Raw genomic sequence first — 21739 nt, forward strand, 5'->3', positions numbered from 1 at the left:
GGCTGTGTTTCCTGTCACCAGCTGGCCGGGTGGATGCTCTCACCGTGTTACTCGCCTGATGCCGGCGGGAGGTTGTAGAAGGCGCGGGCGGTGGCGGTGGTGTGGTCGGCGAGGTCTTCCGGGGTCTCGTCGCGCAGCTGGGCCACGAATTCGCCGATGTGGGGGAGGAAGGCGGGCTCGTTGCGCCGGCCGTTGCCGATCTTCTTGCCGGTGCCCTTGGGCAGGGTGCGCGGCAGGAGGTAGGGGGCGTCGGTCTCGATCATCAGGCGACCGCGCGGGATGGTCGGCACCAGCGGGTGCAGGTGCTTGCCGCGGCGCTCGTCGCAGACCCAGCCGGTGATCCCGATGTGGCAGTCGAGGTCGAGGTATTCGGCCAGGGCGTCGGCCTCGCCGGTGAAGCAGTGCACCACGGCGGCCGGCAGCTTGTCGCGCCAGCGGCGCAGGATCTGCGCGAAGTCGTGGTGGGCGTCGCGCTCGTGCAGGAATACCGGCAGGCCGAGATCGGCGGCCAGTTCCAGCTGGGCCTCGAAGGCGATGCGCTGCTGCGGGCGCGGCGAGTGGTCACGGTTGTAGTCCAGCCCCATCTCGCCCATGGCGACGACGTTGGCGTCCGCGCGGGCGAGGTCACTGAACCGCGCGGCGGTCGCGTCGGTCCACTGTTTTGCCAGGTGCGGATGCACGCCCAGGGTGGCGCGGCAGCAGTCCGGGTACTGGTCGGCGATCTTCAGGCACTTCTCGCTCTGGTGGGCGTCGGCGCCGGTAATCAGCATCCAGGACACGCCGGCCTCGCGCGCGCGCTCGAGCACCTCGTCGCGTTCCTTGTTGAAGGATTCGTGGGTAAGGTTGAAGCAGATATCGATCCATTCCATGCGCGGTATGCTAACGGATTGGACGCACAGTGCCAGTTCCCCGGCTCCGTCATTGCGAGGCGCCGAAGGCGGTGAAGCAATCTCCTGCGGCTGGAAGTGCGGTGGGTTCGAGGGCTCCGGTGGTTTCGGGCCGGCAGATTGCTTCGTCGCTGCGCTCCTCGCAATGACGGGGAGTGGGGCGCAATGACGGGGAGTGGGGCGCAATGACGGGGAGCGGGGCGCAATGACGGGGGATGCAGTCGGGCTTCGCAATGACGGGCGAAAGAAACACTGTCATCGCGAGGAGCGTAGCGACGTGGCACAAAAGCGCGAAGCGCGTTGAACGGCCGCAGGCCGGCCCGGAGGGCGAGCGCAGCGAGTAATCTCTGTGAGGAGCCCCGGCGTTGCAATGACGGCACCGGCGTCCGGGTATGGGCCGGGGCAGCGGCGGCGTGTTAAGGAAACACTGAGAAATATACACGTTCGCGTTGGCACCCCGGGTTTTCCGAGACAAGGCGCGTCGTGCAACGGGTAGTGGTTCTACCCGCAAGCGACGCAACGCCGGATCGGGGAACCCGGGGCGCCAACCCCGAAGGGGCTCGGCCGCTTTTGCGCGCGCACGGCGTTGCGACTCCCTTGTGCAGAATGACTGCACGGCGGTCGCCGCGCCTTGTTCGTACGCAAAAGCGACTCGAGCGCGAACGTGTATATTTCTCAGTGTTTCCTTAAACCTTTGGCAATGTTTCTGATCTGGAGTCTGGAATGCGTGATGCGAACCCCCAGCCGGTCTATCTGAGCGAGTACCAGTCGCCGGCGTTCGAGGTGGAGAACCTGGAGCTGGATTTCGATCTGGCGGCGGCGACCACCGAGGTGACGACGCGCATGGCGGTGCGCCGCACCCCGCAGGCGGCGGAGCCGGGGGCGCCGCTGCGGCTGTACGGGGATGGCGTGGAGCTGGTGTCGCTGACGGTGGATGGCGCCGAGCCGGGCGAGGGCATGCTGGAGGAGGACGCCGAGGGCCTGCTGCTGCACGGCCTGCCGGAGGCGGCGCGGCTGGAGATCGTCAGCCGCTGTCACCCGGAGCAGAACACCGCGCTGGAAGGCCTGTACGCTTCGAGCGGCAACCTGTGCACCCAGTGCGAGCCGGAGGGCTTTCGCCGCATCACGTTCTTCCCCGATCGCCCGGATGTGCTGACCACCTACCGCGTGCGCCTGGAGGCGGACCGGTCGCAGTACCCGGTGCTGCTGGCCAACGGCAACCGCGTGGAGGCCGGCGAGCTGGACGGCGGGCGCCACTACGCGGTGTGGGAGGACCCGTTCCCCAAGCCGTCGTACCTGTTTGCGCTGGTCGCCGGGGATCTGGCCTGTCAGCGCGACACCTTCACCACCATGTCCGGGCGCGAGGTCGCGCTGGAGCTGTATGTGGAGGCGCACAACGCCGATCGCTGCGACCACGCGCTGGCCTCGCTGAAGCGCGCGATGCGCTATGACGAGGAGGCCTTCGGCCGCGAATACGATCTGGACGTGTACATGATCGTCGCGGTGGACGACTTCAACATGGGGGCGATGGAGAACAAGGGGCTGAACCTGTTCAACGCCAAGTTCGTGCTGGCCAGCCCCGACACCGCCACCGACGACGACTTCGTCGCCATCGAGTCGGTGATCGCCCACGAGTACTTCCACAACTGGTCCGGCAACCGTGTCACCTGCCGCGACTGGTTCCAGCTGTCGCTCAAGGAAGGGCTTACGGTCTTCCGCGACCAGGAGTTCACCACCGACTGCACGCTGTTCGGGGTCAAGCGCATCGACGATGTCTCGCTGCTGCGCGCCCATCAGTTCCCCGAAGACGCCGGGCCGCTGGCGCACCCGGTGCGCCCGGATCATTACGCCGAGATCAACAACTTCTACACCCTGACGGTGTACGAGAAGGGCGCGGAGCTGATCCGCATGCTGCGCAGCCTGATCGGGCGCGAGACCTTCCGCCGCGGGCTGGATGTGTACTTCGAGCGCTTCGATGGTCAGGCGGTCACCACCGACGACTTCGTGGCCGTGATGGCCGAGGTCAGCGGGCGCGACCTGACGGCATTCAAGCGCTGGTACACCCAGGCCGGAACCCCGCACGTGACCGCCGCCACCGCGCAGGATGGCTCCACTGGCGAATTCCGCATCAGCCTGGGGCAGTACACCCCGCCGACGCCGGGTCAGGAACACAAGGAGCCGGTGGTCATCCCGGTACGGGTGGCGATGCTGGATGAAGACGGGCGGCGCATCCGCGGGCGCCTGGAGGGCGGCCCGGAACAGGATGAATGGGTGCTGGAGCTCGACCGCTCCGAGCGCAGTTTCCATTTCGACGAACTCTCGGCGACCCCGCGGGCCGTGTCCTGGCTGCGCGGCTTTTCCGCGCCGGTGATCCTGGAGGCCAACCAGAGCGCGACGACCCTGGCCCACCTGCTGGCCCATGACGACGATGCCTTCAGCCGCTGGGAGGCGGCGCAGACCCTGATGCGGCGCGCGATCCGGGCGCGCATCGAGGATGACGCCGCCGACCCGGTGCTGGAGGCGGAAATCCAGCACGCGCTGGCGGCCCTGCTGGAGGATCCGGCGATCGAGCCCGTGCTGCTGGCCACGATCCTCCAGCTGCCGCCGCCGCGCGAGCTGGCGGAGCTGTTCGACTGCGTGGACCCGGTGCGCCTGCGGGCCGAACGTGATGCCCTGGAGGCGCGGCTGTACGCCCCGCTGGCGGACCGGCTGCGTGATCGCCAGCCGAAGCTGGACGACATCGACAACGGCGCGTTCACCGCCGATGCCATGGGGCAGCGGCGCCTGCGCAACCGCCTGCTGACACTGCGGGTGGCGGCCGGTGACGAATCCGCGGTGCCCGAGGTGCTTGAGCAGTACCGCAAGGCCCGCAGCCAGACCATGCGCATGGGGGCGTTGAATGCCATCAACGACCTGAACCATGAGGCCCGGGGCCTGCTGCTGGCCGACTTCGAGCGGCGCTACCACGACGACCCGCTGGTGCTGGACAAGTATTTCGGCCTGCAGGCGGCCAGCCAGGTGCCGGGCGGCTTCGATCGCCTGGAGTACCTGCTGCAGCATCCCGGGTTCCGCTGGTCCAACCCCAACCGCGTGCGTGCGGTGCTGGGCCCGTTCATGGCCCGCAACGAACGCCATTTCCACCAGGCCGACGGCGAGGGCTATCACCGCATTGCCGGCTTCGTGGAGAAGCTGGACAGGATGAACCCGCAGACCGCCGCGCGTCTGGTGCAGCCGCTGACCCGCTGGCGCAAGGTGGATCCGGCGCGCGGCGAGCAGATGCGCGCGGAACTCGAGCGCCTTGCCGCCCTCGAAACCTCGCGCGACCTGCGTGACGTGATCGAGCGCGCGCTGACCGACGCCTGAATCGGTCAGAGGGCTGGCCTCCTGCAGTCCGGGGGGCCCCACCCCTTGTGGGAGCGCAGCCCCCTGCGCGATGCGGCGCGGGAGCGCCGCCCCCTGCGGTTGCGGATCCCCGCACTGCCGGGCCGGAGTCAGCGCAGAAGCATCAGCAGGCCGGCGAGGATCAGGACCCCGGCGAAGCCGCGGCGCAGCACCGCGACCGGCAGATGGTGCGCCAGCCAGACCCCGGCGCGTACGCTGATGGCGGTACCCGCGACTACCCCGGCGGTGGCCGGCAGGTAGAGATACCCCAGGCTCCATTCCGGGGTGGCCGGGTCGCCGGCGGTCCATTGCGGCAGGGCAAACACCAGGGTCGCGCCGATGGAGATGGGCACCCCGAGGGCCGCGGCCGAACCGATGGCGCGGCGCAGTTCCAGCCCCTGGCTGACCAGGAAGGGGGTGGTCAGGGTGCCGCCGCCGATCCCGATCAGTGCGGATACCGCACCGATCAGGCCGCCCCCGCCCAGCCACACGCCGCGGCGCGGGACTGGCTTGCGGGGCGGTTGAACGTTGAGCAGCATCCAGAGACCGATCGCGACCTCGAAGGCGCCGAAGATGCGCCCGAGGTGGTCGCTGTCGAGCTGGGTGGCCAGGCCGGCGCCCAGCAGGGCCCCGCCGATGATCCCCGGCAGCAGTCGGCGCACGGCCTGACCGTCCACCCCGCCACGGCGGTGGTGGGCCCGCGCCGAAAGCACCGCGGTGGGGATGATCGCCCCCAGTGACGAGCCCACCGCCAGCTGCACCAGCCCCGCCTCGGGAAAGCCCAGTACGGTGAAGACCGCGACGAATACCGGTACCAGCACCAGTCCGCCACCGATCCCGAACAGCCCGGCCGGGATGCCGGTGATCAGGCCCAGGACCACGAACAGCACGGCCAGCCCGGCGGGCGTGGCCGCCAGCGCGTCGATCAGGTGCATGGCCGGGGGGCGTCAGCGGGCGTCACGAACCGGGTTCCTCGTCGCGGCGTCCGGAGGTGGCGACCACGATGCCCCAGACGATACCCCCGAGGAACATCACCACGCCGGGGATCCCGAACAGGGCGGCACGCCGGGCGTGTTCGAGGAAGCGCACCTCGCGGAGGGTGAAGGCATGCGCGTCTTCCATCCCTTCGGCGAGGATCGTGTACGTCCCCGGTTCCGGGAAGTGGAAGCGTCCCAGGGCCACCCGCTCGGTCTGCCCTGAGGTGTACGTCAGGGTGGCCCGCGATGACTGCAGCCGGATGGCTTCGTCCCCGTCCGGCGTCCGGGCGACGACCCGGGTTCCGTCCGGAAGTTGCTCGGGGAACTCGCGGAAGGTCGCGTCGAGGTAGGTCCGGGTGTACAGCCACAGGCGATAGTCACCGGCGCGCGGGATCTCCACCTCGGTGCTGCCCGGACCCTCGAAGTCTTCGGCCAGGCCCTGAAAGGCCCCGCTCAGCGCGACCCAGGCCAGCGCCAGAAGGGCCAGCCCGGCCACGCTCAGGGCGACAGGTCCGCGCATGGGTGCCGACCCGCCGGGGCGTGACGGTCAGGCGTCCAGCGCCTTGAAGCACTTGCGTGCGGCCTCGACGGTGGCCTCGATGTCCGCGTCGGAGTGCGCGCTGGACATGAAGCCGGCCTCGAAGGCCGAGGGCGCGAGATAGATCCCCTCTTCCAGCATCGCGTGGAAGAAGCGTCCGAAGGCCGCGGTGTCGCTGGCGGTGGTGCCGGCGAAATCGGTGACCTTCTCCTCGCTGAAGAACAGCCCGAACATGCCCGGGACCTGATTGGTGGTCAGGGCCACGCCGGCCTCGCGCGCGGCCTCCTCGAAGCCCGCGACGACCTTGCGCGTGCGTTCCTCCAGATCCTGATGGAAGCCCGGGCGGCTGAGGATGTCCAGGGTGCGGATCCCGGCGGTCATCGCGATCGGGTTCCCGGACAGGGTACCGGCCTGATAGATCGGCCCCAGCGGGGACAGCTGCTCCATGATCTCGCGGCGGCCGCCGAAGGCGCCCACCGGCATGCCGCCGCCGATGATCTTGCCCAGGGTGGTCAGGTCCGGGGTGACGCCCAGATAGCCCTGGGCGCAGTTCGCGGACACGCGGAAACCGGTCATCACCTCGTCGAAGATCAGCACCGTGCCGTATTCGTCGCACACCTCGCGCAGGGTCTCGAGGAAGCCCGGCACCGGCGGGATGCAGTTCATGTTCCCGGCGATCGGTTCGACGATGATGCAGGCGACCTCCTCGCCCTTCTCGCGGAAGAACTCGCGCACGCCCTCGGGGTCGTTGTAGCTGAGCGTGCTGGTCAGCGCCGCCAGTTCGGCCGGCACGCCGGGCGAGCTCGGCTGGCCCAGGGTCAGGGCGCCGGAGCCGGCCTTCACCAGCAGGGAATCGCCGTGGCCGTGGTAGTTGCCCTCGAACTTCACGATGCGGTCGCGGCCGGTATAGCCGCGCGCCAGGCGGATCGCGCTCATGGTCGCCTCGGAGCCCGAGTTGGTCATGCGCACCATGTCCATGGACAGGACCAGCTCGCACATCTTCTCGGCCATCTCGCTTTCCAGCCGCGTCGGGCAGCCGAAGGACAGGCCGTTGTTGCAGGCCTCGCGCACGGCCTCGATCACCTCGGGGTGGGCGTGCCCGGCGACCATCGGACCCCAGGAGCCGATGTAGTCGATGTAGCGCTTGCCGTCGGCATCCCACATGTAGGCGCCGTTGGCGCGGTCCATGAAGATGGGGGTCCCGCCGACGCCCTTGAAGGCGCGTACCGGGGAGTTCACGCCGCCGGGGATCCGGTTTTTGGCGGCTTCAAAGAGGCGAAGCGTTTCCTGCATGGCGGTGTCCTGTCTGCAATGGGAGTTGGGAGCGGGGTCGGGGCCGCGGCCCCGACCGTGCAACCCCGCAACCATAGCGACGGGGCGGCGGCGGTGCAAAGAGGGGTATGACCGGGGCTAGGTCGTTTGAAATAGCGTGGCGATGCGGCGGGCGGCGGCCTCGGGGTCCGGGGCGGCGCTGATGCCCTGGATCACCGCGACCATGTCGGCGCCGGCGGCCACCACCTGCGCGGCGTTGTCCGCGGTAATGCCGCCGATCGCGCAGATCGCCACGGCGAGTTCGCGCCGGGCCTGGCGGATCAGTTCCGGCGTGGCCCGTACCGCCTCCGGCTTGGTCGGTGACGGGAACATCGAACCGAAGGCGACGTAATCGGCCCCGGCCGCCTGTGCCGCCCGGGCGCGCGCCAGCTCGTTGTAGCAGGACACGCCGATCACCGCCGCGTCCCCCAGACGGGCACGGGCCCCGGCCGGGTCGGGGTCGTCGCGCCCCAGGTGCACCCCGTCGGCGCCGATGCGCGCGGCCAGCTCCACGTCGTCGTTGACGATGAACAGGGCCCCGGACTCCCGGCACTGGCCGGCCAGTGCCCGCGCCACGGTCTCCTGTTCTTCCCCTTCCAGGTATTTGTCGCGCAGCTGTACGCAGCAGGCCCCGCCGGCCAGCGCGGCGGCGGCCGCGCCGGTGTGGGCCGCCAGCGGATCGGCCCCGGGCGGCGGGGCGGGCGTGACGAAATACAGCCCGCGCAGGGGCGCGCGCTCGGCTACCGGCTCGGTCGTGGCTTCAGTCATGGCCGGTCGGGCACAGGCGGTTGGGCACGTGCTGCCCCTGTCCGGGGGCGTAGCCGGTCTGCACCGCGTGGTTCATGAAGTTCTGTGCCTCGATCACCGCCGGTTCCAGGTCGCGCCCGCGGGCGAGGAAGGCGGCGATGGCCGCGGCCAGGGTGCAGCCGGAACCGTGGAAACCGGCCGGGTGACGCGGCAGTTCGAACATCCGCTGGTGACCGTCCTCGCGGAACAGCCGGTTGCGGATCGGCTCGTCCTCGCCGCCCTCGTGGCCACCGGTGATCAGCACGTTGCGCGCGCCGCGTTCGCGCAGGGCCGGGCCCTGGCGCTCCGGGGTGTCATGCCCGGCCAGAGCGTGCGCCTCCGGACCGTTGGGGGTGATCAGGGTGGCGCGCGGGAGCAGGATCTCGCGGGTCGCGTCGATCACCGCTTCGGTCGCCAGTTCGCCCCCGCCGCCGGCGACCATCACCGGGTCGAGCACCGCCGGGATATGCGGGTGCGCGCCCAGCAGCGCGGCGGCGGTTTCCACGTTCTCCACCGAGCCGAGCATGCCGATCTTGATCGCACCCACGTCCAGGTCCGCCAGCGTGGCCTCGATCTGCGCGCGCAGCCGGGCGGCCGGCAGCACGCTGAAGTCGATCACGTTGCGGGTGTCCTGCACGGTGATGGCGGTGACCGCCGTGGCCCCGTGCACCCCCAGCCGGGTGAAGGTCGTCAGGTCCGCCTGCAGGCCGGCGCCGCCCCCGGGGTCCGAACCGGCAATGGTCAGGGCGATGGGGGGATGGGTCATCTCGCGGTCTCCCGTGCTATGGTTCGCGCGCCCCGCGGACCGGGGCATGCCATTTCAGCAGGGGAGTGTACGCAGCATGAGCACGGAGTTCGATGTGGAACAGGCGCAGCCGCTGCTGGCGGTGGCGCGCGGAGAGTCGGGGCTGACCGCCGCGGCGGACAACGCCCTGCAGGCGCTGGAGGCGGAGCTGAACGCGATCGCCGCCGAACTGCAGGTGGAGCACGTCGGGCCCGGGGTGGGCATGGCGGACATGAACGCCGAAGGGGCCTACCGCATCGTGGTGCGCGAACACGAGCACGACGTGACCCGGTGCGAATGGGGCGTGATGGTCTGCGATGCGGCCGACAACTGCGACTACCGGCCGATGTGGCCGATGTCCGGCACCGGGCGGCTGCGGCGCCGTCAGGTGGTCGAGGCCCTGCCCGAGCTGATCGCCGGCTGGCGCGCGGCGATGAACGAGGCCGGCCGCGCCCTGACCCCGGCGGGCCAGCGTCTGGCCGCGCTGGACGGCGTGTTCAACCCGGCCTGACGGCCTGCCCGGGCGGGCGGCGGCCTCAGTCCAGTGCGACCGGCTGCGCCCCGGCCCGCAGGGTCAGGCGTTCCCACCCCTGTTCCCGGGCGTGTGCGTCCAGGGTCGGGTCCGGGTCCACGGCCACCGGCCGGCCCACCCGTTCCAGTAGCGGGATGTCGTTGCGCGAATCGCTGTAGAAACAGGCCTGCGCCATCACCGCGTCGGGATTGTCGTGGTGGTCGGCGAGGAAGGCGTGCAGACGATCCACCTTGCCATGCTGAAAGCAGGGCGTGCCGGCGACCTCGCCGGTAAAGCGGCCGTCGCGTTCCTCGGCGATGGTGGCCAGCAGATTCGGCACCCCCAGGCGCTGCGCGATCGGGGCGGTGACGAACTGGTTGGTTGCGGTGATGATCACCAGTTCGTCGCCGGCCTCGCGGTGGCGCTGCAGCAGTGCATGGGCGGCCGGCGCGATCATCGGCTCGATGACCTCCTGCATGAAGGCCTCGCGCCACGCCTCCAGCCGCTCGCGGGGCTGCTCCGCCAGTGGCGCGAAGGCGAAGCGGCAGAACTCGAAGATGTCCAGCGTGCCGGCCAGGTACTGCTCGTAGAACCGATCGTTCCCCGCGGCAAAGGACTCGCGGTCCACCGCCCCGCGGGCGATCAGGGTCTCGTTCCAGGCGTGATCGCTGTCGCCGGCGAGCAGGGTATTGTCGAGATCGAACAGGGCCAGGGTCATGCGGCATCGTCGCGGGTATGCGTGAAGCCGCGCAGTCTACCCGATCCGGCCACCCGCCCGCTGCGGGTCCCGGCAGTTGTCGCCACGGTGGCGCGCCGCTATCCTCGCCGCCATGAATCTGCACGAATTTCAGGCCAAGGCGGCGTTTCGCGACGCCGGGATCCCGGTGCCCGAGGGCCGGGTCGTCGACACGGCGGACGCTGCCGCGCAAGCCTGGCGCGAGCTGGGCGGGGGGCGTGCGCTGGTCAAGGCGCAGGTGCACAGCGGCGGTCGCGGCAAGGCCGGCGGGGTGACACTGGTGGAGGACGCCGAGGCCGCGCGGGATGCGGCGGCCGATATGCTCGGCACGCGTCTGGTGACTGACCAGAACGCGCCCGAGGGGCAGCCGGTGGAGCGGGTGCTGCTGGAACCGGCGGCCGACATCGCACGCGAGTTCTACTTTGCCCTGCTGGTCGATCGCTCGCGGGAGTGCCTGACCTTCGTGGTCTCCGCCGAGGGCGGCATGGACATCGAGACCCTGGCCGCCGAGCGCCCGGAGGCGATCCTGACCCTGCCGGTGCACCCGGCGACCGGGGTCATGCCGTTCCACGGCCGGCGCATCGCCGCGGCCCTGGGGCTGGAGGGCGCGGCCGCGAAGGCGATGGCCCAGCTGGCGACCAACACCCATGCCCTGTTCACCCGCACGGATGCCCAGCTGCTGGAGATCAACCCGCTGGTGCAGACCGGGGACGGCGAGCTGCTGGCCCTGGATGCCAAGCTGAGTCTGGACGACTCCGCCGCCTACCGGCAGGCGGCGCTGGTCGAACTGCGCGATCCGAACCAGCGCGACCCCTCCGAGGAGCGCGCCCGCGAACACGACCTCAACTACATCCCGCTGGATGGATCCATCGGCTGCATGGTCAACGGCGCCGGCCTGGCGATGGCGACCATGGACCTGATTCAGCACCACGGCGGTGAGCCGGCCAACTTCCTCGACGTGGGCGGCGGAACCACCGTGGAACGGGTGACCGCCGCCTTCAAGCTGATCCTGTCCGATGACTCGGTGCAGGCGGTGCTGGTGAACATCTTCGGCGGCATCGTGCGCTGCGACCTGATCGCCGAAGGGATCATCGCCGCGATCCGCGAGGTGCAGGTGGACGTGCCGGTAGTGGTGCGTCTGGAGGGGACCAACGCCGAGCAGGGCCGCGAGGCCCTGGCGAATTCCGGCCTGGACGTGATCCCGGCCGCCGATCTGGACGCGGCCGCGCGCGCCGTGGTGGAGGCCGCCGCATGAGTATCCTGGTCGACCGCGACACCCGGGTGATCTGCCAGGGCTTCACCGGCAAGCAGGGCAGCTTCCACTCCGAGCAGGCCATCGCCTACGGCACCCGCCTGGTGGGCGGGGTGACCCCGGGCAAGGGCGGGCAGAGCCATCTCGATCGCCCGGTGTTCGACACCGTGGCCGATGCGGTGGCGGCCACCGGCGCCACGGTCAGCATGATCTACGTGCCGGCACCGTTCGCCGCCGATGCCATCTGCGAGGCGGCCGATGCCGGGATCGAACTGGCGGTGTGCATCACCGAGGGCATCCCGGTGCAGGACATGGTGCGGGTCAAGCAGATGCTGGCCGACACCGGCACCCGCCTGATCGGCCCCAACTGCCCGGGGATCATCACCCCGGAGGCCTGCAAGGTGGGGATCATGCCCGGCTACATCCACAGCCGCGGACGCATCGGCATCATCTCGCGCTCGGGCACGCTGACCTACGAGGCCGTGCACCAGACCACCGCGCTGGGGCTGGGGCAGAGTACCTGCGTTGGCATCGGCGGCGATCCCATCCAGGGGCTGGATTTCGTCGACTGCCTGCGGATGTTCCGCGACGACCCCGAGACCGACGGCGTACTGATGGTCGGCGAAATCGGCGGTGACGCCGAGGAACGCGCGGCGCGCTACATCCGTGAGGAATTCGACAAGCCGGTGGCCGCCTACATCGCCGGGGCCACGGCCCCGCCGGGGCGGCGCATGGGGCATGCCGGAGCGATCATCGCCGGCGGGCAGGGGACCGCCGTGCAGAAGATGGACGCCCTGCGTGGCGCCGGTGCCGTGGTGGCCGAGAGCCCGGCGGAACTGGGCCAGGCCATGCAGCAGGCCCTTGGCGTCTCCGGTCGCTGATCCCCGCACTTCGAACATGACTGCCCAAGCGCCACGCATCGCCCTGGCCCAGTTCAACCCCGTGGTGGGGGCGCTGGAGTCCAATGAGCGGCGGATGCGCGAGTTCGTGCAGCAGGCGCGTGCGGCCGGGGCCCATCTGGTGGTGTTCCCCGAGCTGGCGCTGACCGGGTATCCGCCCGAGGATCTGCTGCTGCGGCCCGCGTTCCTGGATGCGGTGGACGCGGCGCTCGAGCGGCTGGCCGATGTGAGCATCGGCATCGACCTGCTGGTGGGCGCCCCGCGGCGCACTGAGGAAGGCCTGGCCAATGCCGCGGTGTGGCTGCGCAACGGTGCGATCCACGCGAGCTACGCCAAGCACATCCTGCCCAACTACTCGGTGTTCGACGAGGTGCGCTACTTCCATGCCGGGCACGAGCCCTGCGTGGTCCAGCTGGGTGGCTGGCGCCTGGGCGTCACGGTCTGCGAGGACATCTGGCAGCCGGCCCCGGCGGCGCATGCCCGCATCGCCGGGGCCGACGTGCTGCTCAACCTGAATGCCTCCCCGTTCCATCGCGGCAAGCCGGCGGAGCGTTCTGCGGTGGTGGCCGCGCGGGTCGCCGAGACCGGGTGCCCGGTGCTCTACGTGAATCAGGTGGGCGGCCAGGACGAACTGGTGTTCGACGGCCGCAGTTTTCTGCATCCCGGCCCCGGGGGCACGCCGCAGGCCCTGCTGGATCCCTGGGAGGAGGGGCTGGCGCTGGTCGAGCTGGAGGCCGGTGACGCCGGACGGCCCCGGCCCGTAGTCGTGGCCCCCGAGGCGGCCTCGCCGCTGCCGCCCGCGCCGGCGGCGGTATCCGAGGCCGACAGCTCCGCGCACGCCGCGGATGCGGAAGTCGCGGATCTCTACGCCGCGCTGGTCACCGGCATCCGCGACTACGTCGACAAGAACGGCTTCCCCGGGGTGATCCTGGGGCTGTCCGGCGGCATCGACTCCGGGCTGACCGCGGCCCTGGCCACCGATGCCCTGGGCCCGGAGCGGGTCACCGCGGTGATGATGCCCTACCGCTATACCGCGTCGATGTCGGTGGAGGATGCCCGCGCCCAGGCCGAAACCCTGGGGCTGGATTACCATGAGGTGGCGATCGAGCCGATGGTGCAGGCGTTTCTCGGCGGGCTCGACAGTGCGCTGGCGTCGGTGCCGCCGGCGCCCGGCGACGTGACCGAGGAGAACCTGCAGTCCCGCTCGCGCGGGGTGGTGCTGATGGGCCTGTCCAACCGCACCGGTCGCATGCTGCTGGCCACCGGCAACAAGAGCGAGCTGGCAGTCGGCTATGCCACGCTGTACGGCGACATGAACGGCGGGTTCGCCCCGCTGAAGGATGTGTCCAAGCAGTGGGTCTGGCGCCTGGCGCGCTGGCGCAATACCTGCGGCGAGGTGATCCCGCCACGGGTGATCGAGCGTCCGCCCAGCGCCGAGCTGGCGCCGGGGCAGGCCGATTCCGATTCCCTGCCGCCGTATCCGGTGCTGGATGCGATCCTGGAGGCCTTCGTGGAAGAGGAGGCCTCGGTGGCGGACATCGTGGCGCGCGGTTTCGAGCGCGAGACCGTGGAGCGGGTCGCGCGCATGGTGCTGCGGGCCGAGTACAAGCGGCGCCAGGGCGCCCCCGGGGTGCGGGTCAGCCCGCGCGCCTTCGGCCGCGATCGCCGCTATCCCGTCACCTCCGGCTACCGTCCGGAATGAGGCCGGTGGTCTGGTACACTCAACCGCACACGATTCGCCCGCGGACGCGGGCGCAGACCGGGGGATTCGCATGAAGAAGATCGAGGCGATCATCAAGCCGTTCAAGCTGGAAGACGTCCGCGAGGCCCTGACCGAGATGGGCATCGCCGGGATGACCGCCACCGAGGTCCAGGGCTTCGGCCGACAGAAGGGTCACACCGAGCTCTATCGCGGGGCCGAGTACGTGGTCGACTTCCTGCCCAAGGTGAAGCTGGAGCTGGTGGTGGACGATGACCGCGTGGATGCCTGCATCGACGCGATCGTGAAGGCTTCGCGCACCGGCAAGATCGGAGACGGCAAGATCTTCGTCTCCGACATGGATCGCGTGGTGCGCATCCGCACCGGAGAGGAGGGCAGCGAGGCCCTCTGACGGGCCGTCTGTCGCGGGGCGCCGCCGTTCAGTTGAAGAACGGCAGGCGCTCGAAGGCGCGCCACAGGCCGCCGCGTTCCACTTCCACCGACAGGTGCTCGCCGCCGCGCACCGCCACCGCGGCCTCGGCATCGTTCAGTTCCAGCACGCTCAGGGTCGCGTCGGCGTGGTCATCCAGACCCAGCTCGCGATAGGAGTGGTACAGCACCGACAGCGCCTGCGGTGTCACGTCGGCGTTGGGGTAGGTCGCCAGCACGTGGCGCGCGCGTTCGGCGGCGGCCACCCAGGCGGTGCGCTCCATGTAGAATTCGGCGATGCGCAGCTCATTGGCGGCCAGGGTGTTGAGGATGAACACCATGCGCGGATGCGCGTCGGCGCTGTACGGGCTGTCCGGGAAGGTGCGGATCAGCCGGTCGAAGTCCTCGTAGGCGTCCATCAGCGGGCCCTGGTCCATCTCGGTGGGATCCATCGGGAACACGTTGCTGAGGAAGCCCTGGTCGCGGTTGAAGTTGATCAGTCCGCGCAGGTAGTAGGCGTAATCGAGGTTCGGATGACGCGGGTTGAGCTGCTCGAAGCGGTCCACCGCGGCGAGCGCGGGTTCCGGTTCGCCGGCCTTGTAATACGCGTAAGGGATCTCGATCTGCGCCTGCTGGGCAAAGCGTCCGAACGGATAGCGGGCCTCCAGCAGCTCGTAGTATTCCACGGCCTGGCTGTAGTTGCCGCTGTCCAGGGCGGATTTGGCCTCGCTGTAGAGCTGGCTGGCCGACCAGCCGGCCGTGGGATCGGCGCGCCAGCTTTCGCAGCCGGCCATGAGCAGGGCCACAATCAGGATGACGAACAGGCGTGGCAGGGTGGAAGCTGGGAGCACGGAAACCTCGTTGCGAACCGTTGTGCGCGGATGAAATCCGGATTCTACACCATTGACGAACATTGACGCGGCCTGCCTCCGGAGGGTGAGGGCATGAGCGAACCACGCCGGGCAACCCTGCCCGAGGAAGAGGCCGGGCAGCGCCTGGATGCGGCTCTGGCGCGCGCGTTTCCCGAGTATTCGCGCAGCCAGCTGGTGCAGTGGCTGAAGGCCGGCGACCTGCGGGTGGACGGGGCCCGGCCCCGCCCGCGCACGCCGGTGCGCGGTGGCGAGGCGGTGGAACTGATTCCGCCGGAGACCCCGTCGCTGGAGGATGCCCCGGAACCCATCGAGCTGGACATCCTGTACGAGGATACCGACGTGCTGGTGATCGACAAGCCGGCGGGGCTGGTGGTGCACCCGGCCGCGGGTCATCGTCAGGGAACCCTGGTCAACGCGCTGCTGCATCACGCGCCCGAGGTCGGCGTGCTGCCGCGCGCCGGGGTCGTGCACCGGCTGGACAAGGACACCACCGGCCTGATGGTCGTCGCGCGCAACGCGCAGGCGCAGACCGCCCTGGTGCGTCAGCTGCAGGAGCGCAGCGTGCACCGTGAATACCGCGCGCTGGTCCACGGCCGGGTGATCGCCGGCGGCACGGTGGATGCGCCGGTGGGTCGCCATCCGGTGGACCGCAAGCGCATGGCGGTGAACCCGGCGGGCAAGCCGGCGACCACGCACTACCGGGTGGCGGAACGCTTTCGTGGCCACACCCTGCTGAACGCGCGACTGGAGACCGGGCGTACCCACCAGATCCGCGTGCACATGGCGCATCTGCGCCACCCGCTGGTGGGCGATCCGGTGTATGGCGGGCGGCCGCGGCCGGTGCGCGGGATGGACGAGTCGGCGCGCGAGGCGGTGAACGGATTCCGGCGTCAGGCGCTGCACGCCGCGCGCCTGGAGTTCCGTCATCCCGCCACGGGCGAGCCGCAGGCCTTCGAGGCGCCGCTGCCCGCGGATTTCGCCTCGCTGCTGGAGGTGTTGCGCGCGGATGCCGCCCACGCGGAGGCGCAGGCATGAACGCCGCTGACGCGCTGCCGGACGCGGCCCTGATCACGCCCGACTGGCCCGCCGCCCCCGCAGTCGGGGCCCTGCAGACCACCCGTGCCGGCGGGATCAGCGAGGGCGTGTGGGCCAGTCTGAATCTCGCGCTGCATACCGGGGACGATCCGCAGCGAGTGGCCGGGAACCGGCGCCGTCTGGCGCAGGCGGTGGCCGCGCGGGGCGTGCCCGGCGCCGAGCTGCACTGGCCGGCACAGGTGCATGGCACGCGAGTGGTGCGCGCGGAAGAACTGGCCGCCGCCGACGCGCCGGTGGAGGCCGATGCGGTGATGACCACCCGGCCCGGCCGGGTCTGCGCGGTGCAGACGGCCGACTGCCTGCCGGTGCTGTTCGCCGGCACCGGCGGGGAGGCGGTGGCGGCGGCGCATGCCGGCTGGCGCGGGCTGGTGGACGGGGTCCTGGAGGCCACGCTGGCGGCGCTGCGCGAGGCCCGTCCGCAGGCGGCCTGGCACGCCTGGCTGGGGCCGGCCATCGGCCCCGACGCCTTCGAGGTCGGCACGGAGGTGCGCGAGCGGTTCCTGGCGGTGCAGCCGGGGATGGCCGGGGCCTTTCGCCCGGCCGCGCGGGACGGTCACTGGCTGGGGGATCTGGCGGCGCTGGCGCGCGACCGCCTGCAGTGTGCGGGCGTGGCCGTGCATGGCGGCGGCGAATGCACCTTCAGCGACCCCGACCGGTTCTTCTCCTATCGTCGTGACGGCACCACCGGACGCCTCGCGAGCCTGGTCTGGATCCGTCCGGAGGCCGGAGCCTAGGAACTGGTCGTGGGGTCCTCGTGTGGCGGTCCGGTGCCGCCCTCCGGGGCGGGGATGCTGGCGGGCCTTGCGGCCGGGTCGACCGGTGCGCGAGTGAGCGCCTTCACCGGGATGGCCGGCGGTTCGGCGAGCCGGCCGGCGGCCCGCTCGTCCAGGCGTGCCCGGGCCCAGGCCACGTGTTCGCGCACCAGCGCCGACGGGTGGTCGGCGCGCGCGGCCAGGGCCTCGCGCGCCTGATCGGTGGCCGGACCGTTGCCGAGCCCCACGGCGAGGTTGCGCAGCCATTGTTCGTGGCCGATGCGGCGGATCGCCATGCCGGCGGTGCGTTCGAGGAAGGTCGCCTCGTCCCAGGCGAACAGCTCGACCAGCGAGGCGCTGTCGAGGCCATGGCGGGCGATGAAGTCCGGTTCGGCCGCGACCTCGGCGAAGCGGTTCCAGGGGCAGACCAGCTGGCAGTCGTCACAGCCGTAGATGCGGTTGCCGATCAGCGGGCGCAGGTCTTCCGGGATCGAGCCTTTCAGCTCGATGGTGAGATAGGAGATGCAGCGCCGGGCGTCGAGGTCGTGCGGGCCGCGGAAGGCCTGCGTGGGGCACACGTCCAGGCAGGCGCGGCAGCTCCCGCAGTGGTCCTCGGCCGGGCCGGAATCGAGCGGCAGTGGCAGATCGGTGAACAGTTCGCCGAGGAAGAACCACGAGCCGGTACCGCGGGCCAGCAGGTTGGTGTGCTTGCCGATCCAGCCGAGCCCCGCCTGCTGCGCCAGGGCCTTCTCCAGCACCGGCGCGCTGTCGGTGAAGGCGCGGTAGCCGTGCGGTGCCTCGGCCTCGATCCGGCGGCCGAGTTCGGTCAGTCGCTTGCGCAGCAGCTTGTGGTAGTCACGGCCCAGGGCATAGCGCGAGACATAGGCGCCCTCGGGATCCGCCAGCTGGGCAGCCGGACGGCGGGTGCGTGGCGGGAAGTAATCCATGCGCACGCTGATGATGCGCTGCACCCCGGGCAGCAGCGCGCCGGGGTCGCGGCGCAGCGGCGCGCGGTCGGCCATCCATTGCATGTCGCCGTGGGAGCCGCGCTCCAGCCAGGCGTCCAGGTGCCCGCGATCGGCCTCGGGGACCCGCGCCGGGCCGATGCGCAGTTCCGCGAAGCCGAGTTCGCGCCCCCACCGACGGATGCGGTCGGCAAGTTCGGCGCATTGGCGCGGGTCGGGATGCTCAGGCACGATCGACAGGCCAGCAAGGAGAGGAACGGACATGAATGATGCCCCCGCACCCCCGTCCCCGGCCAGCCCCGCGCCCGGTGAGCGGCTGTTTGACACCACGCGCATGCGCGAGCTGGATGCCACCGCCATGGCCCTGCCCGGGATGGCGCCGGGCGAGCTGATGGACCGGGCCGGGGCGGCGCTGCTCGAGCATCTGCGCGAACACTGGCCGGAGGTGACCCGCGTCGGGGTGCTCTGCGGGCCCGGCAACAACGGCGGCGACGGTTTCGTGCTGGCCCGCCGCGCGCGGGCGGCCGGACTGGAGGTCGTGCTGCACGCGGGGTCCTCGCGGGCGCGGGAGGAGTCGGACGGGCAGCGGGCCCGGCGTCTGTGGGAGGAAAGCGGGGGCGAAATCCACCCGCTGGAGACGTTCGATCCCGCCACTGCGGATGTGTGGGTGGACGCGCTGTTCGGTATCGGTCTGCAGCGTCCGCTGACCGATGTCTACGGCGAGGTGATCGAGCGGCTGAACCGTGCGGACCGGGCGGTGCTGGCGGCCGATGCGCCCTCGGGGGTCGATACCGACAATGGCGCGCTGCGCGGGCAGGCGGCGCGGGCGACACGCACCCTGACATTCATTGCCGACAAGCCGGGGCTGCATACGGGGGCTGCGGTGGACTACGCGGGCACGGTCCGCGTGGCCACACTCGACCTCCCGCATTCGCTGGCGGAGAGCTTCGCACCGGCGGCGTGGCGCATTGGTCCCGGGCACTGGCGGGCGGGTCTGCCGCGGCGGCGGCCCGGGGCCCACAAGGGTGATGCGGGCCACGTGATGATCGTCGGCGGGGCTCCCGGGTTCGCCGGAGCCGGGCGGCTGGCGGCCACCGCGGCGCTGCGTGCCGGAGCCGGGCGCGTGACCCTGCTGACGCATCCCGAACATGCGGCCTTCGTGTGCAGTGACCGCCCCGAGATCATGGTGCGCGGGGTGAGCGAAGGCCCGGAGCTGCTGCGCTGGCTGGAGCGGGCGGACGCGGTGGCCATCGGGCCAGGGCTGGATCAGGGTCCGTGGGGGCGTGAGCTGTGGCTGGCGGCGGCCGATTCCGGCCGCCCGCTGGTGGTGGATGCCGATGGCCTCAACCTGCTGGCGCAGACCCCGCGACGCAGCAACGACTGGGTCCTGACGCCGCATCCCGGCGAGGCCGGGCGTCTGCTGAACCTGGATGCCGCGGCGGTGGAGGTCGACCGACCGGGGCGACTGCGGGAGCTGGTCGTGCGGTTTGGCGGCACCGTGCTGCTCAAGGGGGCGGGGACGCTGATCGCCGACACCGATGACGGACCGTACGACTGTGTCACCGACGGCCATCCGGGGATGGCCACCCCCGGCTGTGGGGATGCGCTGACCGGCGTGATCGCGGCGTTGCGCGGACAGGGCGCGGGTGCGCGTGTGGCGGCGCGCACCGGCGCCGGCTGGCACGCGGCGGCCGGGCGCGTCGCGGCGCGGCGACTGGGGGGCACTGTCGGCATGCTGGCGGGGGATCTGATCGCGGCCCTGCCGGCCGCCTCGGGGGGCGACGATGGCCTCTGACCGGGCGGTCTTCGACGGAGCCCCGGTGGAGCTGCCGGATGCGGCCGCCACCGAGGCGGCGGGTGCCGCGCTGGCGACGGTGCCGGGGCTGCGCACGGTCTATCTGGAGGGCGACCTGGGCGCGGGAAAGACCACCTGGGTGCGCGGCCTGCTGCGGGCCCTGGGGCACGCGGGGACGGTGCGCAGTCCGACCTATACCCTGGTCGAACCGTACGAGCTGGATTCCCGGCGGGTACTGCATTTCGATCTCTACCGTCTGGGGGACCCGGAGGAGCTGGAGTACCTTGGCGTGCGCGAGGCCCACGGGGCCGGGGTGCTGTGGCTGGTCGAGTGGCCGGAGCGCGGTCGCGGCTGGCTGCCGGAGCCGGATCTGCGCATCCACCTCGAGGAGCATCCGGACGGGCCGGAGTACGGACGCCGGCTGTGGCTGGAAGGGCCGGCCGCCGAGGCCGGCCGCGCCGCGCTGACGGCGGCGCCGGGACAGGAATAGATCTGGGACTGGCGGGTCTTTCTGTATACTACATGTAGTGGCTGGTGGCTCCCGGGGGCACGCAGGGAGCAGGGTCGCAGGTTGTGAGGGCACACGCAGAAACTTCGGTATCTTCCTAAAAATTCGCGACATTCCGGGTTGCTTTTTCAGAGGATCTGTCCACAATGAGAGTGGAGTCCCTGACCAGCCGGGGTGTGTGCGTGGGCCATCACCGTTCCGACATCGATCCGAATCGCCGCCAGATCCTGCGCGCCCTGGGTGCACTGGGTCTGGCGACGCTGCCCCTCCCGGCGGCGGCCGGGGCGCGCGTCGAGCGCCTGCGCATGTCGGTGGACGGAGAAACCACGCGTCTGGTCTTCGACATGGAGGGCGAGGCCGAGTACGAGGTGTTTCGCCTGCAGTCGCCGGAACGGCTGGTGGTGGATCTGACGAACGCCAGCACCGATGCCAGCCTGGAGGTCAATGATCACCCGCGTTCGGTGATCGACGGCGTGCGCCATGCGCCGCGCAACGGTTCCGATCTGCGCGTGGTCCTGGATCTGCGCGAGGCCGTGAGCCCGCGCAGCTTCCAGCTGATGCCGGCTCAGGGCGCCCCGCACCGGCTGGTGCTGGACCTGACGCGCAGCGGCTCGGCGGGCACGCGGGTGGAGGCGGGCGAGGAGCGCGAACCGCGTCGCGGTCGCTCGCAGGAGGATCTGCGCGACGTGATCGTGGCCATCGATGCCGGCCACGGCGGGCATGATCCCGGCGCCATCGGTCCCAACGGCACGCGCGAGAAGGACGTGGCGCTGGAAGTGTCGCAGCGGCTTGCGGACCTGGTCGAGGATGAATGGGGCATGGAGGCGGTGATGATCCGCACCGGCGACTATTTCCTGCCCCTGCGCGAGCGCGTCAAGCGCGCCCGGGACGCGGAGGCCGACGTGTTCATGTCGATCCACGCGGATGCCTTCCCGGACCCCAGCGTGAACGGGTCCTCGGTGTACATGCTGTCGGAGGGCGGGGCATCCAGCGAGGCCGCACGCTTCCTTGCCGAGCGCGAGAATCAGGCCGACATGCGCCTGGGCGGGGTGCCGATGAACGGCCGTGATGATTCCCTCAGCAACGTTCTGCTGGATCTGGCCCAGAGCGGCAGCCTCGAGGCCAGTTCCACCCTGGCCGAGCGGATGATCGACGAGCTGGACCGGGTCGGCAAGGTGCGGCGGCCGAAGGTCGAACGGGCCAATTTCGCCGTGCTGCGTTCGCCGGATGTGCCGTCCATCCTGGTCGAGTCCGGCTTCATTTCCAATCCGCAGGACGAACGTCGCCTGCGCAGCTCCAGCTATCAGCAGTCGCTGGCCGAAGCCCTGCTGACCGGTCTGCGGGCGTACTTCTCCACCCACGCGCGTCCGGGCACGCTAATTGCCGATGGCGGCAAGGATACCGAGCAGCACATCATTCGCCCCGGCGAGACCCTGTCCGGGATCGCGGAGCAGTACAGCGTGTCCCTGTCCGAGCTGCGCGCGGTCAACGGCGTCAACGGTGACACCATCTATACCGGTCAGGTCCTCGAGGTCCCTTCCCGCGGCAGTTGAATCCCGGTC

The 21739-nt window shown here is 70.8% G+C and carries 20 protein-coding genes; 11 read left to right on the top strand and 9 right to left on the bottom strand.

Annotated elements, in window-relative coordinates:
- Nucleotides 1-47: 47 nt before the first annotated feature.
- Nucleotides 48-869 carry a TatD family hydrolase gene (locus F573_RS0105430; RefSeq protein ID WP_019021751.1) on the bottom strand — a complete coding sequence of 274 codons (822 nt, stop codon included), beginning with the start codon at nt 867-869 and terminating at the stop codon, nt 48-50.
- Between the two features lie 741 nt (nt 870-1610).
- Between F573_RS0105430 and pepN the strand changes: the two genes are divergently transcribed.
- Nucleotides 1611-4250 carry an aminopeptidase N gene (gene pepN / locus F573_RS0105440; protein ID WP_019021753.1) on the top strand — a complete coding sequence of 880 codons (2640 nt, stop codon included), beginning with the start codon at nt 1611-1613 and terminating at the stop codon, nt 4248-4250.
- A gap of 128 nt (nt 4251-4378) precedes the next feature.
- Here the strand turns inward: pepN and F573_RS0105445 are convergent, their stop codons facing one another.
- The 5 genes from F573_RS0105445 to thiD all read right to left on the bottom strand — a co-directional run bounded on the left by F573_RS0105445 (nt 4379) and on the right by thiD (nt 8646).
- The gene (locus F573_RS0105445; RefSeq protein ID WP_019021754.1) at nt 4379-5203 is read right to left on the bottom strand and encodes a sulfite exporter TauE/SafE family protein; all 825 of its coding nucleotides are present in this window, start codon (nt 5201-5203) and stop codon (nt 4379-4381) included.
- 22 nt (nt 5204-5225) lie between these two features.
- On the bottom strand, nt 5226-5765 hold the full coding sequence (locus F573_RS0105450; RefSeq protein WP_019021755.1) for a hypothetical protein: 540 nt from the start codon (nt 5763-5765) through the stop codon (nt 5226-5228).
- A 27-nt stretch (nt 5766-5792) separates the two neighbouring features.
- Nucleotides 5793-7076, bottom strand: coding sequence for a glutamate-1-semialdehyde 2,1-aminomutase (gene hemL / locus F573_RS0105455; RefSeq protein WP_019021756.1), 1284 nt, complete (start codon nt 7074-7076; stop codon nt 5793-5795).
- A gap of 117 nt (nt 7077-7193) precedes the next feature.
- Nucleotides 7194-7862, bottom strand: a complete 669-nt coding sequence (gene thiE / locus F573_RS0105460) for a thiamine phosphate synthase (protein WP_019021757.1) — start codon at nt 7860-7862, stop codon at nt 7194-7196.
- Nucleotides 7855-8646 carry a bifunctional hydroxymethylpyrimidine kinase/phosphomethylpyrimidine kinase gene (thiD, locus tag F573_RS0105465; RefSeq protein ID WP_018870368.1) on the bottom strand — a complete coding sequence of 264 codons (792 nt, stop codon included), beginning with the start codon at nt 8644-8646 and terminating at the stop codon, nt 7855-7857. The genes thiE and thiD overlap by 8 nt, the downstream gene beginning before the upstream one ends.
- Before the next feature lie 76 nt (nt 8647-8722).
- Here thiD and F573_RS0105470 point away from each other — a divergent pair, with 76 nt between their 5' ends.
- A complete protein-coding gene (locus F573_RS0105470) occupies nt 8723-9175 on the top strand; it encodes a hypothetical protein (protein WP_018870367.1) in 453 nt (150 codons plus the stop codon).
- Between the two features lie 25 nt (nt 9176-9200).
- Here F573_RS0105470 and F573_RS0105475 read toward each other — a convergent pair whose 3' ends face one another.
- A complete protein-coding gene (locus F573_RS0105475) occupies nt 9201-9893 on the bottom strand; it encodes an HAD family phosphatase (protein ID WP_019021758.1) in 693 nt (230 codons plus the stop codon).
- A 112-nt stretch (nt 9894-10005) separates the two neighbouring features.
- On the opposite strand from F573_RS0105475, the gene sucC reads away from it, so the two are divergent.
- From sucC to F573_RS0105495, 4 genes are all read left to right on the top strand, one after another.
- On the top strand, nt 10006-11166 hold the full coding sequence (gene sucC, locus F573_RS0105480) for an ADP-forming succinate--CoA ligase subunit beta (RefSeq protein WP_019021759.1): 1161 nt from the start codon (nt 10006-10008) through the stop codon (nt 11164-11166).
- Nucleotides 11163-12044, top strand: coding sequence for a succinate--CoA ligase subunit alpha (gene sucD / locus F573_RS0105485; protein WP_019021760.1), 882 nt, complete (start codon nt 11163-11165; stop codon nt 12042-12044). Before sucC ends, sucD begins: the two co-directional genes overlap by 4 nt.
- Before the next feature lie 16 nt (nt 12045-12060).
- Complete coding sequence (locus F573_RS0105490; RefSeq protein WP_026300813.1) at nt 12061-13764, top strand: NAD+ synthase; 1704 nt, start codon at nt 12061-12063, stop codon at nt 13762-13764.
- A gap of 70 nt (nt 13765-13834) precedes the next feature.
- Nucleotides 13835-14173: a P-II family nitrogen regulator gene (locus F573_RS0105495; protein ID WP_018870362.1), complete on the top strand. Its 339-nt coding sequence runs from the start codon at nt 13835-13837 to the stop codon at nt 14171-14173.
- Between the two features lie 28 nt (nt 14174-14201).
- Here the strand turns inward: F573_RS0105495 and F573_RS0105500 are convergent, their stop codons facing one another.
- Nucleotides 14202-15104, bottom strand: a complete 903-nt coding sequence (locus tag F573_RS0105500; RefSeq protein WP_019021762.1) for an outer membrane protein assembly factor BamD — start codon at nt 15102-15104, stop codon at nt 14202-14204.
- Between the two features lie 30 nt (nt 15105-15134).
- Between F573_RS0105500 and rluD the strand changes: the two genes are divergently transcribed.
- Both rluD and pgeF read left to right on the top strand, forming a co-directional pair.
- Complete coding sequence (gene rluD, locus F573_RS0105505; RefSeq protein ID WP_019021763.1) at nt 15135-16097, top strand: 23S rRNA pseudouridine(1911/1915/1917) synthase RluD; 963 nt, start codon at nt 15135-15137, stop codon at nt 16095-16097.
- Entirely contained in the window at nt 16094-16891 is a 798-nt protein-coding gene (pgeF, locus tag F573_RS0105510) for a peptidoglycan editing factor PgeF (RefSeq protein WP_019021764.1), read from the top strand. The genes rluD and pgeF overlap by 4 nt, the downstream gene beginning before the upstream one ends.
- Here pgeF and queG read toward each other — a convergent pair.
- Entirely contained in the window at nt 16888-18138 is a 1251-nt protein-coding gene (queG, locus tag F573_RS0105515) for a tRNA epoxyqueuosine(34) reductase QueG (RefSeq protein ID WP_019021765.1), read from the bottom strand. The two genes, pgeF and queG, sit on opposite strands and share 4 nt — an antisense overlap.
- Between queG and F573_RS0105520 the strand changes: the two genes are divergently transcribed.
- The 3 genes from F573_RS0105520 (at nt 18137) to F573_RS0105530 (ending at nt 21730) form a co-directional block, all read left to right on the top strand.
- Nucleotides 18137-19669: an NAD(P)H-hydrate dehydratase gene (locus F573_RS0105520; RefSeq protein ID WP_026300815.1), complete on the top strand. Its 1533-nt coding sequence runs from the start codon at nt 18137-18139 to the stop codon at nt 19667-19669. The genes queG and F573_RS0105520 overlap by 2 nt on opposite strands.
- Nucleotides 19659-20159 carry a tRNA (adenosine(37)-N6)-threonylcarbamoyltransferase complex ATPase subunit type 1 TsaE gene (gene tsaE, locus F573_RS0105525; RefSeq protein WP_051075366.1) on the top strand — a complete coding sequence of 167 codons (501 nt, stop codon included), beginning with the start codon at nt 19659-19661 and terminating at the stop codon, nt 20157-20159. The genes F573_RS0105520 and tsaE overlap by 11 nt, the downstream gene beginning before the upstream one ends.
- Nucleotides 20160-20323: 164 nt before the next feature.
- The gene (locus tag F573_RS0105530) at nt 20324-21730 is read left to right on the top strand and encodes an N-acetylmuramoyl-L-alanine amidase (protein ID WP_369773213.1); all 1407 of its coding nucleotides are present in this window, start codon (nt 20324-20326) and stop codon (nt 21728-21730) included.
- Nucleotides 21731-21739: the final 9 nt, after the last annotated feature.

This window comes from Thioalkalivibrio sp. ALE23, assembly GCF_000378545.1.
Taxonomy (GTDB): Bacteria; Pseudomonadota; Gammaproteobacteria; order Ectothiorhodospirales; family Ectothiorhodospiraceae; genus Thioalkalivibrio.

Coding starts and splice junctions, on each gene's coding strand:
- F573_RS0105430 (WP_019021751.1), bottom strand. CDS start 869: ATGGAATGGATCGATATCTGCTTCAACCTTACCCACGAATCCTTCAAC.
- pepN (WP_019021753.1), top strand. CDS start 1,611: ATGCGTGATGCGAACCCCCAGCCGGTCTATCTGAGCGAGTACCAGTCG.
- F573_RS0105445 (WP_019021754.1), bottom strand. CDS start 5,203: ATGCACCTGATCGACGCGCTGGCGGCCACGCCCGCCGGGCTGGCCGTG.
- F573_RS0105450 (WP_019021755.1), bottom strand. CDS start 5,765: ATGCGCGGACCTGTCGCCCTGAGCGTGGCCGGGCTGGCCCTTCTGGCG.
- hemL (WP_019021756.1), bottom strand. CDS start 7,076: ATGCAGGAAACGCTTCGCCTCTTTGAAGCCGCCAAAAACCGGATCCCC.
- thiE (WP_019021757.1), bottom strand. CDS start 7,862: ATGACTGAAGCCACGACCGAGCCGGTAGCCGAGCGCGCGCCCCTGCGC.
- thiD (WP_018870368.1), bottom strand. CDS start 8,646: ATGACCCATCCCCCCATCGCCCTGACCATTGCCGGTTCGGACCCCGGG.
- F573_RS0105470 (WP_018870367.1), top strand. CDS start 8,723: ATGAGCACGGAGTTCGATGTGGAACAGGCGCAGCCGCTGCTGGCGGTG.
- F573_RS0105475 (WP_019021758.1), bottom strand. CDS start 9,893: ATGACCCTGGCCCTGTTCGATCTCGACAATACCCTGCTCGCCGGCGAC.
- sucC (WP_019021759.1), top strand. CDS start 10,006: ATGAATCTGCACGAATTTCAGGCCAAGGCGGCGTTTCGCGACGCCGGG.
- sucD (WP_019021760.1), top strand. CDS start 11,163: ATGAGTATCCTGGTCGACCGCGACACCCGGGTGATCTGCCAGGGCTTC.
- F573_RS0105490 (WP_026300813.1), top strand. CDS start 12,061: ATGACTGCCCAAGCGCCACGCATCGCCCTGGCCCAGTTCAACCCCGTG.
- F573_RS0105495 (WP_018870362.1), top strand. CDS start 13,835: ATGAAGAAGATCGAGGCGATCATCAAGCCGTTCAAGCTGGAAGACGTC.
- F573_RS0105500 (WP_019021762.1), bottom strand. CDS start 15,104: ATGTTCGTCAATGGTGTAGAATCCGGATTTCATCCGCGCACAACGGTT.
- rluD (WP_019021763.1), top strand. CDS start 15,135: ATGAGCGAACCACGCCGGGCAACCCTGCCCGAGGAAGAGGCCGGGCAG.
- pgeF (WP_019021764.1), top strand. CDS start 16,094: ATGAACGCCGCTGACGCGCTGCCGGACGCGGCCCTGATCACGCCCGAC.
- F573_RS0105520 (WP_026300815.1), top strand. CDS start 18,137: ATGAATGATGCCCCCGCACCCCCGTCCCCGGCCAGCCCCGCGCCCGGT.
- queG (WP_019021765.1), bottom strand. CDS start 18,138: ATGTCCGTTCCTCTCCTTGCTGGCCTGTCGATCGTGCCTGAGCATCCC.
- tsaE (WP_051075366.1), top strand. CDS start 19,659: ATGGCCTCTGACCGGGCGGTCTTCGACGGAGCCCCGGTGGAGCTGCCG.
- F573_RS0105530 (WP_369773213.1), top strand. CDS start 20,324: ATGAGAGTGGAGTCCCTGACCAGCCGGGGTGTGTGCGTGGGCCATCAC.